This window comes from Streptomyces longispororuber, assembly GCF_014656095.1.
Taxonomy (GTDB): domain Bacteria; phylum Actinomycetota; class Actinomycetes; order Streptomycetales; family Streptomycetaceae; genus Streptomyces; species Streptomyces longispororuber.
Window position 1 is genome coordinate 1 of record NZ_BNBT01000170.1, and the last position, 17,677, is coordinate 17,677.

At 73.9% G+C, this 17,677-nt stretch carries 11 protein-coding genes; 3 read left to right on the top strand and 8 right to left on the bottom strand.

Annotated elements, in window-relative coordinates; all coding sequences use genetic code 11:
* Window positions 1-585 precede the first annotated feature (585 nt).
* The gene (locus IE330_RS33310; RefSeq protein ID WP_190139911.1) at window positions 586-1,386 is read left to right on the top strand and encodes a hypothetical protein; all 801 of its coding nucleotides are present in this window, start codon (window positions 586-588) and stop codon (window positions 1,384-1,386) included.
* A gap of 70 nt (window positions 1,387-1,456) precedes the next feature.
* On the opposite strand, the gene IE330_RS33315 is transcribed toward IE330_RS33310, so the two are convergent.
* Together IE330_RS33315 and IE330_RS33320 are read right to left on the bottom strand one after the other, a co-directional pair.
* A complete protein-coding gene (locus IE330_RS33315) occupies window positions 1,457-2,200 on the bottom strand; it encodes a GNAT family N-acetyltransferase (RefSeq protein ID WP_190139912.1) in 744 nt (247 codons plus the stop codon).
* Between the two features lie 76 nt (window positions 2,201-2,276).
* The gene (locus IE330_RS33320) at window positions 2,277-3,041 is read right to left on the bottom strand and encodes an HNH endonuclease family protein (RefSeq protein ID WP_229926106.1); all 765 of its coding nucleotides are present in this window, start codon (window positions 3,039-3,041) and stop codon (window positions 2,277-2,279) included.
* A gap of 290 nt (window positions 3,042-3,331) precedes the next feature.
* Between IE330_RS33320 and IE330_RS33325 the strand changes: the two genes are divergently transcribed.
* Window positions 3,332-3,787 carry a nuclear transport factor 2 family protein gene (locus IE330_RS33325; RefSeq protein WP_190139921.1) on the top strand — a complete coding sequence of 152 codons (456 nt, stop codon included), beginning with the start codon at window positions 3,332-3,334 and terminating at the stop codon, window positions 3,785-3,787.
* A gap of 17 nt (window positions 3,788-3,804) precedes the next feature.
* On the opposite strand, the gene IE330_RS33330 is transcribed toward IE330_RS33325, so the two are convergent.
* From IE330_RS33330 to IE330_RS33345, 4 genes are all read right to left on the bottom strand, one after another.
* Window positions 3,805-4,884: a saccharopine dehydrogenase NADP-binding domain-containing protein gene (locus IE330_RS33330; RefSeq protein WP_190139913.1), complete on the bottom strand. Its 1,080-nt coding sequence runs from the start codon at window positions 4,882-4,884 to the stop codon at window positions 3,805-3,807.
* Window positions 4,885-4,915: 31 nt separating this feature from the next.
* On the bottom strand, window positions 4,916-8,455 hold the full coding sequence (gene mfd, locus IE330_RS33335; protein ID WP_190139914.1) for a transcription-repair coupling factor: 3,540 nt from the start codon (window positions 8,453-8,455) through the stop codon (window positions 4,916-4,918).
* A gap of 421 nt (window positions 8,456-8,876) precedes the next feature.
* The gene (locus IE330_RS33340; protein ID WP_190139915.1) at window positions 8,877-11,459 is read right to left on the bottom strand and encodes an ABC transporter permease; all 2,583 of its coding nucleotides are present in this window, start codon (window positions 11,457-11,459) and stop codon (window positions 8,877-8,879) included.
* Window positions 11,456-12,244 (bottom strand): ABC transporter ATP-binding protein, encoded by a 789-nt coding sequence (locus IE330_RS33345; RefSeq protein ID WP_190139916.1) that lies wholly within the window; start codon window positions 12,242-12,244, stop codon window positions 11,456-11,458. The genes IE330_RS33340 and IE330_RS33345 overlap by 4 nt, the downstream gene beginning before the upstream one ends.
* A gap of 464 nt (window positions 12,245-12,708) precedes the next feature.
* On the opposite strand from IE330_RS33345, the gene IE330_RS33350 reads away from it, so the two are divergent.
* Window positions 12,709-14,409 (top strand): MFS transporter, encoded by a 1,701-nt coding sequence (locus tag IE330_RS33350; RefSeq protein ID WP_190139917.1) that lies wholly within the window; start codon window positions 12,709-12,711, stop codon window positions 14,407-14,409.
* A 142-nt stretch (window positions 14,410-14,551) separates the two neighbouring features.
* Here IE330_RS33350 and IE330_RS33355 read toward each other — a convergent pair whose 3' ends face one another.
* Together IE330_RS33355 and IE330_RS33360 are read right to left on the bottom strand one after the other, a co-directional pair.
* Window positions 14,552-15,472, bottom strand: a complete 921-nt coding sequence (locus tag IE330_RS33355; protein WP_190139918.1) for a cellulose-binding protein — start codon at window positions 15,470-15,472, stop codon at window positions 14,552-14,554.
* A gap of 450 nt (window positions 15,473-15,922) precedes the next feature.
* On the bottom strand, window positions 15,923-17,677 hold a 1,755-nt coding region (locus tag IE330_RS33360; protein ID WP_190139919.1), incomplete at its 5' end, for an SUKH-4 family immunity protein.

A 17,677-nucleotide genomic window follows, 5' to 3' on the forward strand; every position in this document is an offset into this window, starting at 1 on the left:
CGACCGCGCCACGATCCTGCGCGTGCTCCTGATGGAGCTGAACCGGATGTCCTCGCACCTGGTGTGCACCCTGGCGGGACCGAACGCGCCGGGCTTGGCGGAACCGGGCGCGCCGCCCCTGGCGGAACCGGGCGGGCCGCCCTTGGCAGGACCGGGCCCGTCGGCCCGAGCGGGACCGGGCCCGTCGAGGGCGGAACCTCCGGCGGCCTCCCGGGCAACGGCCGCGGTGCCGCCTCCCGCCCGGACCTCCCTCGTACCGCCCCCCTTGTCGCCCGTGTCGTCCGTGTCGTCCGTGCCGCCCCCCGGCCGCGTCGGCCCGCTGATGGCCACTGGCCCGCCCCTCACTGCTGGTCCTCGTCCTGGGCGCGCGTCGGTCCTCGTCGGCGGAAGGCGTCGGTCAACACCCCCGCGGACGCGGCCTTCCCCTTGCTCGCGTGATCGCGCGCGTACCGCCGAGCATATCCAGCCGCGGGGCGGCAATGGCGTTCACAGGCGTGCACCGCACTTTTCGTGTGAACAGTGTTGACTCGGTTCACACGCGCCTGGTCTGATAGCCGAGCTCAACACGAACTCCCTGGGGGACTCATGCACACGCACCGCACGGCCTTCGCCGCGCTCTGCCTCGTCGCCGCGGCATCCGTCACACTGACGGCCTGCGGCGACGGCGACGACAGCGGCAACAAGAGCGGCAAGAGCGGCACGAAGGCGGGGGCCAAGGCGTCGGCGGCCGCGAAGAAGGAGCCGTTCGCCGGCCTGTCGGGACCGCAGATCGTCGACAAGGCCCTGAAGGCAACGTCGGGCGCGTCCTCGCTGCGCGTGAAGGGCTCCATGGCGGGCGACGGCGGCCCGGGCTCCATCGACCTCGCCCTCGACACCAAGGGGCAGTGCGTCGGCAGCATCGGCTCGGCGGGCGAGGGCTCGATCGACCTGATCGGCAAGGGCGACACCGTGTACATGCGGTACGACGCCGCGTTCCTGCGCTCCGAGATGAAGGGCGAGCCGAAGACCGAGGTCGACGGGGCGATCGAGATGATGGCGGACCGCTGGACGAAGAGCACCGCGAAGGGGGCCGAGAAGAAGGAGTTCGCCGAGTTCTGCGACCTGAAGACCCTGCTCGCGGACTTCAAGGGCACCGGCTCGGTGGCGCGCAAGGGCAAGGCGACCACCGTCGACGGCGTACCGGCGCTGACGCTGCACGAGACCGACGGCAAGGAGCGGTCGACGCTCTACGTGGCCGCCGAGGGCGAGCCGTACCTGCTGAAGGCCGTCCACGAGCCCGGCAAGGGCAAGAAGCCGGACACGATCGTCCTCACCGACTTCGACAAGCCCGTACGGGCGACCCCGCCCAACGGCGACGTCCTCGACCTGGACGAACTCCAGGACTGATCGGGTCCAGGACTGATCAGCCTCAGGACTGATTGGCACCGGGGCTGAGCGCCCCGGAACTCCGGCCCCGTCACAGGGCGTGCCGCACCCACACGTTCGGCTCCACGTACACCGCGTACCCCCGCTCGGGCACGCAGTGCACCGGCACCAGCGCGCCCGGCACCTCGACGAGGCCCTCCCGGTCGAACGGCAGCCCCGTCCAGGCCCGCCACTGCGCGAGCGTGCCGGAGACGGTCATCGACACCGGGGCCACGCGCTCGATGACGCCGCCCTCGCGGACGTGGACGCGCAGCCACGGGTCGTACGGGAGCCCGTCGTCGCGGGTGCGGTGCGCGTACTCCTCGATCGGGGTGGCGGGCTCCTGGTGCTTGGCGTTGGGCCGGACCGGCGCGACGACCCGCGTGAAGCCGTGGGCGCGGGCGTTGTCCCGCAGGGCGCGGAGCATCCGGCCGGACAGGCCCCGCCCCTGGGCCCGCGGGGCGACCGCGACCTCGATGGCGCTGACCGTGTCCGGCTCCCGGCGGTGCCGCAGGTCCGAGAACGCCCAGAGCATCACCTGGTCCCAGCCGCCGTCGGGCAGCTCGCCCCGCCCCTCGGCCGCCAGCGCGAACGGCACGCTGAACGCCCGCGCGACCACCTGCTCCCGCTCGTCCACCGCGACGAGCACGTAGTCGGGGAAGTCCTTGGCTATGCGCCCCATCAGCGACCAGGCGACCGGGTCGTACTGGGTGAACTCCGCCCAGGAGTCATCCATGGCCCACATGGGGTCGGCGAGGTCGGGCCGGTCGGCGAGGGAAGCTGTCCTGATGTCCACGGCAGGCACGCTAGCCGCGCGCGGGCGACACCGAAACTGATTAAACGCGCCGGGCCCGGTACGTCGTCCGCGCTGGTCAGCGGGCCCTGAACCGGTCCGGCGCCGCGGTGGGGCTGCCGCCGCCGGGCAGCTTCTCGTCCGGGCAGCGCGTCAGGACCCGGCGCATCGCGTCCCGTTCGGCGCCCGTCACCCACAGCCCGTACTTCTTCTTCACGGCCACCTGCCGGGCCACGTACGCGCACCGGAAGCCCTTGTTCGGCGGCAGCCAGGTGGCGGTGTCGCCGTCGCCCTTGCCGCGGTTGGGGCCGGCGTCGACGGCGAGGAGGTTCAGCGGGTCGTTGGCCAGGGCGATGCGCTTGCCCGCGTCCCAGCGCTGCGCGCCCTTCTGCCAGGCGTCGGAGAGGGCCACCACGTGGTCGATGTCGACGCGGCTGCGCCCGCGCGTGAACGTCACGTCCTTGCCGGTGTACGGGTCGGGCGCGAGCTTCCCCGCGGTGACGACGCAGCGGCCGTCACGGAACTTCACGCTCTCCAGGTCGCGGCGGAGTATGTCGTCCCGGGTGCCGCAGCCGTTGGAGTCGGTGTCGGCCCAGGGGCTGCCGAACCGCGCGCGGTCGAAGCCGGTCCTGGGTGCCCGGCCCTTGACGGTGAGGGTGTCCACGGCCGCGAGCGCGGCCCCGGCCCGGGCTCCGGAACCGGCGGCTCCGCCATCGCGCCCGTCCTTGCCGCCGCCGTCGTTCGCCCCGTCCTTCCCGCCGTCGCAGGCGGCCGACCCGCCCAGCAGGGCGACCAGGACGACAGCACAGGCGGTGGTGCGGCGCCTCGTACCCGCGAGCCTCACGGAACTCCCCTCCCCTTGTACGCCGGTACGGCGATACGGCGGTCACTGCTGTACGCCGGTACGGCCGCACGGCTGAACGGACACCACCGTAGCCGGGCCCCGGTGGCCTCGGACAACGCCGCCCCCCGTCCGCCCCCGCCCGCCCCGCTTACCCGGGAGGTAATCGACCGCCTCCCCGCGCCCCGCCAGAGTGGAGAGCGTCAACGGGCCCCGGCGGCCCCGAGCCCCGGACGGCGTACGACCACGGCGCGGACCCCGCCCCCCGCACGAGAAGGACACCCGCCATGACCATGGAAACCCTCTCCCTGCCCGGCACCGCCGAGGACGCGTCCCGCGCGGCCGTCGAGGACGCCACCCGCACCACCGTCGACGCCTTCCTCGCGGCCCGCGCCGCGGGCGACGTCCGGCGCCTCACCGCCCTGTTCGCCGACCGCGTCGACTGGCTGCTGGCCGAGAACCCGGACGTCCCGTGGATCCGGCCGCGCCGCACCGCCGCAGAGTGCGCCGCCCAGATCGAGGACCTGGTGCGGTACACGGTCGCGGAGGACGCCCGGGCGAGCGTCGACACGTACCTCGTGAGCGGGCGGGACGCGGTCCTCATGGGCCACCTGTCCGGGACGGTGCGCGCCACGGGGAAGTCCTTCGCGGGCCCGTTCGCGCTGCGCCTGACCGTCGAGGGCGGCCGGATCACCCGTCACCACCTGTACGAGAACAGCCTCTCCATCGCGGCCGCCTGCGCCCCGTGAGGCCCGGCGCGGCCGGCTCAGCGCGTGATGCGCCAGGCCCGCAGGCCCTCGGCGCGCAGCTCGCCGAGCAGGTCCGGCGCGTCCGCCAGCTCCTCGATGTGCCGGACCCCGGCGGGCACCCGGCCCGCGTGCGCGCGGGCCGCGGCCCACGCCGCCACCAGGCCCGTGAAGCGCGACTGGGCGCGCCCGGTGACGGCCCGCGCGGCGTGCCGCCCGCCGCGGTGGGCGTCGGCCCGCACCGTGAAGTCCGCGCCGCCCACGTGGACCGCGCCGAAGAGGGCCGTCAGCGCGGGCTCGGCACCGACCGCGCGCGCCGCCCGGAAGGCGCCCGCCGCGCGCAGCCCGAACAGCAGCCCCGTCAGCGGCCCCGAGTCCAGGGCGAGCCGGGTGGTGACCTCGGGCACGCCGAGGGTGCGGCGCAGCGTGTACTGGTCGGAGAACGGGAACGGGTGGTGCGTGCGCGCCGCCCCCGAGGGTCCGGTGGTGACCCGCAGCGGCCCACCGCCCCCGGCCGCCCTTTGCCCCGGGCCGCGGCCCGCCTCCCGCTGTCCCAGGCGGCCGACCGTCCAGCGCACCGCGTCCTTGCCGTGCGGCTCGCCCGCGCCCAGGACGACGGACAGGTCCACGCGGTCGGCGCCGCCGAGGTCGGCGTGCACCTGGCGGGCGAGCAGGTTGGTCAGGCCGGGCGCGACGCCGACGCTGAGCACCGCGCGGGCGCCCCGGGCGCGGGCGAGCGCCCCGTGCGCCTCCACCTCGGCGACCAGTTCGCGCGAGGCGGTGACGTCGACGAGCCCGACGCCCCGCTCGAAGAGGAGCCGCGCCGGGTGCGGGGCACCGTCGGGCGGCTCGACGCACAGCACCACGAGGGACACCCCGTCGAGGGCCCGCGCCAGCGACACCGGGTCGCCGAGGTCGACGCGGGCGGCGAGCAGCGTGCCGCCGCTGTCCTCGGCGAGGCGCCGGGCGCGGCCGATGTCCCGCCCGGCCACGACCACCCGCCCCGGCAGGCGCCGCGCCAGCGACCGGGCGGCGACGGCGCCCACGGCCCCGTACCCCCCGAGCACCAGGACCCGCCCACCGCTGCCGTCCCCCGCCATCGCGGTCCCCCTCGCCCCGTTCAGCCGCGGCTCACGCCCCCGGCACCGATGTCAGGAACTCCCCGACCCAGGCCAGGAGTTCCCGCCCGACCAGCGGCTTGCCGCCGATCTTCCCGGTCTTGGGGCGCGGTACGAGCACCTGGTGCGTGGCCGCCTTGATGACCGAGCCCGGGTAGAGCCGCTTCAGGCGCAGCTCCTGCGACTCGCGCAGCTCCACCGGCGCGAAGCGGATGTTGGTGCCCTGGAGGACGATCTCGCCGACGCCGCAGGCCCGGGACAGCATCCGCAACCCCGCGACCAGCAGGAGGTTCTCCACCGGCTCGGGCAGCTTGCCGTAGCGGTCGGTGAGTTCCTCGCGTACGGAGGCGATGTCCTCCTCGGAGTTGGCGGAGGCGATGGCCCGGTAGGCCTGGAGGCGCAGCCGCTCGCCGGGCGCGTAGTCGTGCGGGACGTGCGCGTCGACCGGCAGCTCGATCTTCACCTCCAGCGGCGGCTCCTCCTCCACACCGCCCTCCAGGGAGGCCCGGTAGTCCGCGACGGCCTCGCCGACCATCCGTACGTACAGGTCGAAGCCGACGCCCGCGATGTGCCCGGACTGCTCGCCGCCCAGGAGGTTGCCCGCGCCGCGGATCTCCAGGTCCTTCATCGCCACGTACATGCCCGCGCCCATCTCCGTGTGCTGGGCGATGGTCGCGAGGCGCTCGTGCGCGGTCTCCGTGAGCGGCTTCTCCGGCGGGTACAGGAAGTAGGCGTAGCCGCGTTCGCGGCCGCGGCCGACGCGGCCGCGCAACTGGTGGAGCTGGGAGAGGCCGAAGTTGTCGCCGCGCTCCACGATCAGGGTGTTGGCGTTGGAGATGTCGATGCCCGACTCGACGATCGTCGTCGACACCAGCACGTCGAACTTCTTCTCCCAGAAGTCCACGACGACCTGCTCCAGGGCCTGCTCGGACATCTGGCCGTGGGCGGTGGCGATGCGCGCCTCCGGCACGATGTCGCGCAGCCGGGCGGCGGCCCGGTCGATGGACTCCACCCGGTTGTGGATGTAGAAGACCTGGCCCTCGCGCAGGAGTTCACGGCGGATGGCCGCGCCGATCTGCCGCTCCTCGTACGGTCCGACGAAGGTGAGCACCGGGTGGCGCTCCTCCGGCGGCGTCGTGATCGTCGACATCTCGCGGATGCCGGTGACGGCCATCTCCAGCGTACGGGGGATGGGGGTGGCCGACATGGTGAGCACGTCCACGTTGGCGCGCAACTTCTTGAGCTGCTCCTTGTGCTCGACGCCGAAGCGCTGCTCCTCGTCGACGATGACCAGGCCCAGGTCCTTGAACTTCGTCTCGGACGAGAACAGGCGGTGGGTGCCGATGACGATGTCGACGGAGCCGTCCTTGAGGCCCTCCAGGGTCGCCTTCGCCTCGGTGTCCGTCTGGAAGCGGGACAGCGCCCGCACGGCCACGGGGAACTGTCCGTACCGCTCGGTGAACGTGCCGAAGTGCTGCTGCACGAGCAGCGTCGTCGGGACGAGGACCGCGACCTGCTTGCCGTCCTGGACGGCCTTGAAGGCCGCGCGGACGGCGATCTCCGTCTTGCCGTAGCCGACGTCGCCGCAGATCAGCCGGTCCATGGGGATCGACTTCTCCATGTCCTCCTTGACCTCGGCGATCGTGGTGAGCTGGTCGGGCGTCTCCGCGTACGGGAAGGCGTCCTCCAGCTCCCGCTGCCAGGGCGTGTCCGGGCCGAAGGCGTGTCCGGGCGCGGCCATGCGCGCGGAGTACAGCTTGATCAGGTCGGCGGCGATCTCCTTGACCGCCTTCTTGGCGCGGGCCTTGGTCTTGGTCCAGTCGGCGCCGCCGAGCCGGTGCAGGGTCGGGGCCTCGCCGCCGACGTACTTGGTGATCTGCTCCAGTTGGTCGGTGGGGATGTAGAGCCGGTCGCCGGGCTGGCCGCGCTTGGCGGGCGCGTACTCCACGACCAGGTACTCGCGGGTCGCGCCCTGCACGGTGCGCTGGACCATCTCGATGTAGCGGCCGACGCCGTGCTGCTCGTGGACGATGTAGTCGCCGGACTCCAGGGTGAGCGGGTCGATGGTCTTGCGGCGGCGGGCGGGCATGCGCGCGCCGTCCTTGCCCGCGGCCTTCTGCCCGGTCAGGTCGGTCTCGGTGAGTACGGCGAGCTTGAGCGCCGGGTCGACGAAGCCGTAGTCGATCGAGCCGCACGCGACGTGCACCACGGACGGGGTCAGCTCGGTCAGGTCCCCGTCGAGGCGGGCCGCGATGCCCTCGCCGCCGAGCACCTCCACGGTGCGGGCGGCCGGGCCGTGGCCCTCCGTCACGTACACCGTCCGCCACCCGTCGGCCAGCCAGCCCTTGGTGTCGGCGAGGGCCTTCGCGGTGTCGCCGCGGTACGTCTCCGGGGCGTGCATGCCGAGCTTGAGCGTGTCGGTGTCGCCGTCGTCGGCGGTGGCGTCGGCGGCGAAGGGGCTCACCGACCACCACATCATGCCGAGCTCGCGGGCCCGCTCGCGGACGTCGGCGATGCCCCACAGGGAGGCGGCGCCCACGTCGATGGGGGCCTCGCCGCCGCCGGCGGTCGCGGCCCAGCTCGCCTGGAGGAACTCCTGGCTGGTCGCCACCAGGTCGGCCGCGCGCGTCCGCACCCGCTCCGGGTCGCAGACCACCGCCATGGACCCCGCGGGCAGGACGTCGAGCAGCAGCTCCATGTCGTCCACCAGGACCGGGGCGAGGGACTCCATGCCCTCCACGGCGATGCCCTCGGCGATCTTCCCGAGGAGTTCGCCCAGCTCGGGGTGGCGCTCGGCCAGGGCCGCGGCCCGCTCCCGCACCTCGTCGGTCAGCAGCAGCTCCCGGCACGGCGGCGCCCACAGGCCGTGCTCGGCGACCTCCAGGGACCGCTGGTCGGCGACCTTGAAGTACCGGATCTCCTCGACGTCGTCGCCCCAGAACTCCACCCGCAGCGGGTGCTCCTCGGTGGGCGGGAAGACGTCGAGGATGCCGCCGCGCACGGCGAACTCGCCGCGCTTCTCCACCAGTTCCACCCGGGCGTACGCGGCGGCCGCCAGCGCCCGCACCGTCTCCTGGAGGTCGGCCGTCTCCCCCGTGCGCAGCGCCACGGGCTCCAGGTCGCCGAGGCCCTTGACCTGCGGCTGGAGCACGGAGCGGATGGGCGCGACGAGCACGCTCACCGGGCCCGTCTCCGGGTCGTCGGCGCGCGGGTGCGCCAGGCGCCGCAGCACGGCCAGGCGGCGGCCGACGGTGTCACTGCGGGGGCTGAGCCGTTCGTGCGGCAGCGTCTCCCACGCCGGGTACTCCACGACGCCCTCGGACGGCAGGAGCGTCCGCAGCGCCGCGGCCAGGTCCTCGGCCTCCCGGCCGGTCGCCGTCACGGCGAGCACCGTCCGCTGCGCCTCCCGGGCCAGCGCGGCCACGGCGAAGGGCCTGGCCGCGGGAGGGCCGACGAGGTCGATGTGGTGCCGATGGCCGTCGGCGGCGGCCGTCACCGCTTCGGCGAGGGCCGCGTCCTTGACGACGGCGTCCAGCAGTCCGTGCAGGGTCATGAAGGGGCATCCCGTCCGGGGGCGTGGGCAACGCGAACCACCCGACACGTCTCACGGGCCGGGGGCTTCCAGAGTACGTCGGCAGACCGGGGGCCTGCGCGCCGCCGCTCGCGCCCCACCCCTACCCATACGCGCCGGACAGGCTCCGCCTCCCCGCCCACCCACCCCGTCCCGGGGACGTGCCGACGCCCACGTCCGCACGGGTGAGGCCCGGGAGGCTGCGCCCCTCCCGGGTCGCGTTCGCCCCCGCTTCGCGGCTGGTCCTCCACCGCCGGACGGGCTGATACAGCCCGTCCGGCGCTGGAGGACCAGAGCCCCGGAGGGCCGGACAAGGCGGGGAGCGGGGCGCGGCCCTTATGGGTGAGGGCCGGGGGAACACTCCCCCGGCCCCAGCCCATGCCCTCGCCCCCGTCCGGGAGGACTACTCCGTGGCGATGGCGTTCAGGACGTTCATCCGGCCCGCCCGGAACGCCGGGACCAGGGCGGCGAAGAGGCCCACGAACGCCGAGCCGATGAAGACCGTGAGGATCGTCGGCCAGGGGATCTCCAGGACCTTCAGGCCCTCCAGGGCGAGGAGCTTCTGGGCCGTCGCGCCCCAGCCCATGCCCAGGCCGAGGCCGAGCAGGGCGCCGAAGAGGGCGATGACCACCGACTCCATCCGGATCATGCGGCGCAACTGGCGGCGGGAGAGGCCGATGGCCCGCATCAGGCCGATCTCACGGGTCCGCTCCACCACGGAGAGCGCCAGGGTGTTCACCACACCCAGGATGGCCACGATGATCGCGAGGCCGAGGAGGCCGTAGACCATGTTCAGCATCTGGCCGACCTGGTCCTTCAGGGTCTCCTTGAAGTCCGTCTGGTCCTGCACCTTGTACTGCGGGTCGGTCTTCAGGGTGGCCTTGAGCGCCGCGTACGCCTCGTCCTGCTTGCCCTCGGCGGCCTTGGCGAAGACCATGTCGCTCAGCGGCATCCGCTCCGCGGGCACGTACTTCTCGACGGTCTTGATGTTCAGGTACATCGCGCCCCGGTCGAGGGTGCCCTCCTCCGAGGTGATGGCCGCGACCTTCAGCTCGCCGGAGCGCCCGTCGTCGAAGGCGACCTCGACCTTGTCGCCGACCTTCAGGCGGTGCTCCTCGGCGAACTTCTCCCCCACCGACATCGCGTCGGTGCCGTAGGCGGCGGAGAGCGTGCCCGCGGTGGTCTCGCGGCGCAGGTCCTTCACATACGTCGGGTCGGTCGCGCTCAGGCCCGCGCCCTTGTCCGTCTTGCCGTCGGGGGTGGTGATGTCGGCCCGCACCTCCTTGTACCGCGTGGTGTGGGCGACGTGCCGGGTGTCCTTCATGCGCTGCTCGACCTGGTGCGTGATCTGCTGCTCGCCCTGCACGATGAAGTCCGCGCCCACCGACTTGTCCAGCTCGTCCGTCGCGGAGGCCACCATCGAGGAGCCGACCACGGACAGGCAGGCCACCAGGGCCAGGCCGATCATCAGGGCGGCGCCGGTGGCTCCGGTGCGGCGCGGGTTGCGCAGGGCGTTGCGCTCGGCCATGCGGCCGACCGGGCCGAACATCCGCAGCAGCACCGCGCTGATCACCCGGACCACGAAGGACGCCAGGACCGGGCCGATGACGACGAACCCGACGAGCGTGGTGACCACGCCGAGGCCCAGGTAGAGGGAGCCCTCCTTGGCCTTGTCCGCCTCGGCGGCGGTGTACAGCGCGACGACGCCGGCCGCGGTGAGGACCAGGCCGATGACGGCGCGCAGCGCGCCCGCCTTGCCGTCGGCCGGGGTCCCCGCGTCGCGCAGGGCGGCCATCGGGGAGACCTTGCCGGCGCGCCGCGCCGGGAGGTAGGCGGCGAGCACGGTGACGACGATGCCGAGGAGCAGGCCCACCACGGGGGTGGTCGCCGAGACGGTGAGGTCCTTCGTGGACAGCTCCATGCCCATGCCGGACATCAGCTTCATCAGGCCGACGGCGAGGCCGACGCCCACGCCGACGCCGACGACGGAGCCGACGACGCCCAGCAGCAGCGCCTCGGCGAGCACCGAGCGGTTCACCTGCTTGCGGCTGGAGCCGATGGCCCTCATCAGGCCGATCTCGCGGGTGCGCTGGGCGACCAGCATGGAGAAGGTGTTGATGATCAGGAAGATGCCGACGAGGAAGGCGATCCCGGCGAAGCCGAGCATCGCGTACTTCATGACGTCCAGGAAGCTGCTGACGGACTCGCGGTTGTCGTCCGCGGTCTCCTTCTGCGTCTTGATCTTGAACTCGGCGGCGTCGGCGCCGAGCGTCGCCGCCACGTTCTTCTTGAGCTGGGTGTCGCTGACGCCGCTCGCCGCGGTGACGCTGACGTGGGTGAACCGGCCGGTGGCGCCGAGCAGTTCGCGCTGGGCGGTGGTGGTGTCGAAGTAGACGACCGTGGCACCGGGGTTGGTCACCTTGAAGGTGGCGATACCGGTGATCCTGGCCGTGAAGTCGCCGGTGGCGGCGATGGTGCGCAGCTCGTCACCGATCTTGAGGTCGTGCTTGTCGGCGGTGTCGGCGTCGACCATCACGTCGGTGGGGCCGCGCGGGGCGTGCCCGGAGGTGATCTCCATGGACCGCAGGTCGTTCTTCGTCCAGTTGCCCGCGAGGGTCGGGGCGCCGCCGGACGGGCCGATGTTGTCGTTGTCCGCGTCGACGACCGTGACGCTGTCGCTGGTGACCGCGCCCTCGGCGGACTTCACGCCGTCGGCCTTCTCCACCCGGGCGACCGCGGAGGCGGGCAGCGACTCGGGCCTGCCGGTGCGCGGGCCCTCGTCGCCCGCCTCGGGGGCGTTCTTCGGCGACAGCGTGACGTCCGCGGACGTCGCGGCGAAGAGCTTGTCGAAGGTGGTCGTCATCGTGTCCGAGAACACCAGCGTGCCGCAGACGAACGCCACCGAGAGGACCACGGCGATCCCCGAGAGCGCCATGCGTCCCTTGTGCGCGAAGAAGTTGCGCATCGAGGTCTTCAGGACGGTCATGACGTGCGCCCCCGGGCGTCGAAGTGCTTCATCCGGTCCAGGACCTGGTCGGCGGTGGGCTGGTACATCTCGTCGACGATGCGGCCGTCCGCCAGGTACAGCACACGGTCGGCGTACGACGCGGCGACCGGGTCGTGGGTGACCATCACGATGGTCTGGCCGAGCTCCGTCACCGACTTGCGCAGGAAGCCGAGGACCTCGGCGCCCGCGCGGGAGTCCAGGTTCCCCGTCGGCTCGTCACCGAAGATGATCTCGGGCCGGGACGCCAGGGCGCGGGCCACGGCGACGCGCTGCTGCTGGCCGCCGGAGAGCTCGGTCGGCCGGTGCTTGAGGCGCCCGGCGAGCCCGACGGTCTCCACGACCTGGTCCAGCCAGCCCTTGTCGGGCTTGCGGCCGGCTATGTCCATCGGCAGCGTGATGTTCTCGATCGCGTTCAGCGTGGGCAGCAGGTTGAACGCCTGGAAGATGAAGCCGATGCGGTCGCGCCGCAACTGCGTCAGCTTCTTGTCCTTCAGGCCGGTGATCTCGGTGTCGTCGAGATAGATCTGCCCCCCGCTGACCGTGTCGAGACCCGCCAGGCAGTGCATGAGCGTGGACTTGCCGGACCCCGACGGGCCCATGATCGCGGTGAACTGGCCGCGGGCGATGTCGACGTCGATGTGGTCGAGGGCCACCACACGCGTCTCCCCCGAGCCGTACGCCTTGACGACCTGGCGCGCCCGCGCCGCCACGGCCGTACGCCCGCCAGTTCCCCCGTGCCTGGGAGTGGTTACAGCCGTTGTCACGGTAAGTCTCCTCGATAGGTGATGAGATGGCCGCGGTGGCTTCGCGTCCACACAGATCAGTCTGGTCCGCCGGGTGCTCCGGCGCCCTGGTGCACAGCGCAGTCTTTCCCTGGGGAAAACCCCACCCCTGACACTGCGGTTCGTCGCAGGGCGCGGGGCCGGACCCCCGTTCCGGCCCCGCCTCCACGCCCCGGTCCCCGGCAGTCGTGCTCCGCGGCCTGCGACGTAAGGCAAATCTAAGGACGCCGCCCGGCGTTCTCGTCCTCCGCCGGTACCAGTGCGCCCCGGTCCCTGGTACGGAGGTCCCCCTAAGGGTTCTCCACCCGGCGGTGGAGTGCTTCTCAGGGTCGCTCCACCCTCCCGCCGACCGGCACCCCGCTCCACCGGGCGAGAAACCCTCCACCCTCCCGGAAAGACCGCCCCGGTGAGAAGGTGACCCGGGGCAACTGATGCACGGGGAAAGGATGTCGAGCGTGTCAGGGCGGCCGGAGAAGCGGAGGGGGCCGAGGGTGCCGGAGCCGCGACGCGCAGGGACGGGGCACACAAAGACCCGGCACACGGACCGGCGCGGGGCCGTCGTCGCCGCGCTCATGCTCGTCATGGCGCTCGCCGCGCTGGACGCCACCATCGTCTCCACCGCCGTACCGCAGATCGTCGGCGCGCTCGGCGGCTTCTCCGTCTTCTCCTGGCTGTTCTCCGGCTACCTGCTCGCCGCGACGGTCACCCTGCCCGTGTACGGGAAGCTGTCCGACACCTTCGGCCGCAAGCCCGTCCTCATCGCGGGCAGCGTCCTGTTCCTGGCCGGGTCCGCGCTGTGCGCGCTCGCCTGGGACATGGGCTCCCTGATCGCCTTCCGCGTGCTCCAGGGCCTGGGCGGCGGCGCCCTCCAGGGCACCGTGCAGACGCTCGCCGCCGACCTGTACCCGCTGAAGCAACGCCCCAAAATCCAGGCCAGGTTGTCCACCGTCTGGGCCACGTCCGCCGTGGCCGGACCGGCCGTGGGCGGCCTCCTCACCGCGTACGCGGACTGGCGCTGGATCTTCCTGATCAACCTGCCCGTCGGCGCCGTCGCGCTCTGGCTCATCGTCCGCCACCTGCACGAACCCGTACGCGCACAGCGCCCCCGCCACCGCCTCGACTGGCCCGGGGCGCTCGCGGTGTTCGCCGCGGGCGGGGCGCTGCTCACCGCCCTCGTCCAGGGCGGCGTCGCCTGGGACTGGCTGTCGGCGCCGTCGCTCGCCCTGTTCGCCGCGGGGCTCGCGGGCGCCGGGGCGGTCGTGGTGATCGAGCGGCGGGCCACGGACCCGATCATCCCGGGCTGGGTGTGGCGGCGCCGCACCATCGCCGCGGTGAACCTGGCCCTCGGCTCGCTCGGCCTGGTCATGGTCGCGCCGACGGTCTTCCTGCCCACGTACGCCCAGTCGGTGCTGCACCTGGCCCCGACCGCCGCGGGCTTCGTCCTGTCCGTCATGACGCTGAGCTGGCCGGTGTCGGCCGCGCTCAGCCAGCACGTCTACCGGCGCATCGGCTTCCGCAACACCGCCATGACCGGCATCGGCGCCGCCGCCTGCGTGCTGTTCGCCTTCCCGCTGCTGCCCTACCCCGGCTCGGCGTGGCAGCCCGCGCTCCTGATGCTGCTGCTCGGCGCCGCGCTCGGCCTCTTCCAGCTCCCGCTGATCGTCGGCGTCCAGTCGACCGTCGGCTGGGCGGAGCGCGGCACGACCACCGCGTCCGTGCTGTTCTGCCGCCAGATCGGCCAGACCGTCGGCGCGGCCCTCTTCGGGGCGGTCGCCAACGGCGTCCTGAGCGCCCGGCTCGGCGGCGCGGGCTCCCTGGACGCCGTGGCCGAGTCCCTCGACGCACCGCACGCGGTGGCCGATCCGGAGCGGCTGCGGCGCGCGGTCGACGCCGCCGTCGACGCCGTGTACGTGGGCGCGGCCGGCGCGGCACTGCTGTGCCTGCTCGTGCTGCTGTTCCTGGCCCCGCGGCGGTTCCCCGTCCTCCAGGAGCAGGAGCAGGAACAGGATCAGGAACAGACACAGGATCAGGAACAGGCACAGGATCAGGAACAGCAGCAGCAGCAACACGAGCGGGAACAAGGTTCAGAAGAGCAGCAGGACCCCCCAGCACCCCGCGTGCGCCTGGAGAAGCCCCGTACCGACTGATCGGACCAGCAAGACTGCTCGTCGTACCAGTACGGGAAAGCTCTCAGGCCAGTACGGGCAAACCCTCAGGCCGGTACGGGCAAACCCTCAGGCCAGCACGGGAGAACCCGCAGAAGCCCTGCCGGGAAACCCCGGGGACCCCTCAGGAGCCCTCCCCGGCCGCCGCGGGCCCGGGGATGTCGCCGTAGCCGCGGCCGGTGAGGGCTGCCAGGCTGCTGCGCACGTGGTCCATGTGCGCCCGCACCTCGTCCCGCCGCTCCGCGTGCTCCCGCAGCACCCGCTCCGTCTCCCGCCCGATCCGCTCCTCCCGCACCCGGGCCTCCGCGAGGATCGCCGCGGCCCGCGCGGCCGCGTCCTCCTCGCCGTGCCGGGCGGACTCCTCCGCCTTGGCGTACGTCCGCTCGGCCTCGGTGAGCCGCGCCTCGGCGGCCGCCACGAGGGCCGCCTCGCGCGCGTCGGCGACGGCCTCGCGCTCGGCGATCTCCCGCTCGGTGGCCTCCCACCGCCCGGCGTGCTCCTTCTCCTGCTCGGCGAGCAGCCCGCTCGTGCGCCGGCGCATCTCGCGCAGCGCCGCCAGCGCCTCGCCGCGCCACTCCTCCGCGTCGCGCCGCGCGGCCTCCCGCAGCTCGTCGGCGGCGGCGCGGGCGGCGAGCAGCCGCTGCCGGGCCCGCTCCTCGGCCTCGGCCAGCACCGTGTCGGCGTACGCGCGCGCGGCGTCCCGCAGGGCGGCGGCCTCCTCCTCGACTGCCCGGCCGAGCTCGTACGCCTCGGTCGCGGCCGCCTCCCGTACGGCGGCCGCCTCCTCCTCGCAGAGCGCGAGCAGGTACTGGGCGCGCCGCCCGAGCCGGTCGTACGTCTGCGGGGCGAGCCGTTCGACGACCTCGCGCAGCCGCGCGGCCTCCTCGCCCATGTCCCGGGCCAGCACGGTGAGGCGGGCGGCCCGCTCCCACGCGGCGTCGCGCTCCCGGGACAGCGCGTCGGCGTACGCCTCCACCTGCGCGGGACGGTAGCCGCGACCGCGTACGGTGACGAATCCATGGGGTGACGCACCGCTGCCGCTCATCCTTGATCCCCTCTCGCCCTCACCGGTTCTCGCCGTCGCGCTGACTCTCTCCACCGCGCCACCGCCGCACAACGCGATTGGCGCACATCTTGAGGGATCAAGCGGAAGTGGTCATAACGCGACACTCCGCCCGCCCCACCCGGTCAAGGATGCGCCCATTGAGGCGGAAGTCGGAATCAGACTGTCGTCCCGCCGTCCGTAGAAGAGTCGTTCGGCCCGGCGGTACGCCCCGACGGATGGACCGCCCGGTGGTACGCCCGACGCGCGGACCGCCCGTGGTACGCCCCGGCGCGCGGCGACACGGCCGCGCGCACCACCCGCCCCGCGGGGAACACATACCCCCCGCCCTTCACGAAGCAGGCGCACCCCGACGGGAAAGGCGCCAGGACGTGGGGAAGGCGCCCGACCCGCACCACGCGGGCCGAGCGCCTCACCGTCACCCGGCCCCGGCTACAGCAGGCCGTCCCACATCTGCTCCAGGAGCACCGACCACCAGCTCTCCGGCGAGGCGAGCGCCGCCGGGTCCAGCGCGGCCAACTGCGTCTGGAAGTCGACGGTCCAGCGGCCCGCCTGCTCCTGGTTGAGCCCGTAGCGCAGCCGCCACATGCGGCCGAGCAGGGCCAGGCAGCGGACGAACTCCAGCAGGCCCGTGTTCACGAACTGCGGCGGCACCGGGGCACCGCCCGGACCGGCCTCGACCGGCACCGCGACGATGTGCGCCGTGCCGTACTGCACGCACAGCGCCCGCCCGAAGTCACTGCCCATGACCAGGTACGAACCCGCGTCCGGGGCGGGCTGCACCCCGCGCTCCTGCGCCAGCTCCGCCAGGGTCGGCACCGGCCGCCCCGGCTGGGCCTGCGCCCAGAAGAACGGGCCGAAGTCCACGGGCAGCCCCGCCACCACGAGCGTGTGCGCCACGAGGTCCGGCACGCCCTGCCGGGACACCGACCGCTGGTCGAACCGGAACACGCCCGGCCCGAACGCCGCGGCCAGCTCCTGCGCGGCCCCCTCCGGCGGCACCGGCGGGGCGGGCTGCACCGGCGGCAGCGGCGCCCGCACCGGCGCGGGGCGCGCCGGGCCGTCGGCGACCTGGTGCAGCTCCCCCTGGTGCGCGAGCAGTTGCCGCATGCCCTGCTGCCGCGACGCGTGGTCCCTGCCGTACGGCGCGATCGACGTGATGCGCGCCTGCGGCCACGTCTCCCGGATCATGCGGGCGCAGTACGCGCCCGGCAGCTCGCAGGACTCCAGCTCCGTGTGCAGTTCGAGCACCTGGTCCGGCGGCACGTTCATGCCGCGCAGCTCGTGGAAGATCTGCCACTCCGGGTGCGGGGTGCCCGGCGCCGAGCGACGGATCACCTGCTGCTCGGACCCGTCCGCCGCGCGGTAGCGCAGCACCGCCTGGTAGCCCGGGCCCACGGTCGGCTGCCCGGTCGGCATCTGCGGATAGCCGTACGGCTGTCCGGCACCGGGCGGCGGCATGCCCGGGCCCGGCGGGACCATCCCCGGGGCGGGCGGCGGCATGCCCGGCACACCCGGCCCGGCGGGCGGCAGCGGCGCGCCCGGACCGCCGACGGCGGGACCCGCGAGCATGGTGGCGGCGTGGTGGACGCCGCCACCGGGGACACCGGGAGCGCCCGGAGCACCGGGTGTGCCGGGTACACCGGGGCCGCCCGGAGGCTGGGCAGCACCGTGGGCGCCGGGGACGCCGGGGACGCCGGGCGGGCCGGGCGGGCCGGGCGGCTGCGGCGCCCCGGGAGCACCAGGAGCGCCAGGAGCACCAGGCACACCGGGAGCGCCCGGCGGCTTGGGACCGCCGCCCATGCTCGGGTCCGCCAGCATCGTCGCCGCGTGGTGCACCCCGCCCGGAGGCGTACCCGGGACACCGGGCGGCCCGGGCGGCTGCGGCGTACCCGGAGCACCGGGAGCGCCCGGGGCGGCGGGAGCGCCCGGGGCGCCCGGAGGCGTGATGCCACCGCCCATGCTCGGGTCCGCCAGCATCGTCGCGGCGTGGTGTACGCCACCGGGGGGCGTGCCCGGGGTGCCGGGGGCGCCCGGTCCGGCGGGAGCGCCGGTCGGCGCGGGCGGCTGCGGTCCCTCGGGGCCCAGCGACGACACGAGCTGCGTCGCCACGTAGCCACCGCCGGGCGGCGGCGTGGCACCCGCGTCAGGGGCGCCCGGGACACCGGAGGCCGGCGTGCCGGCACC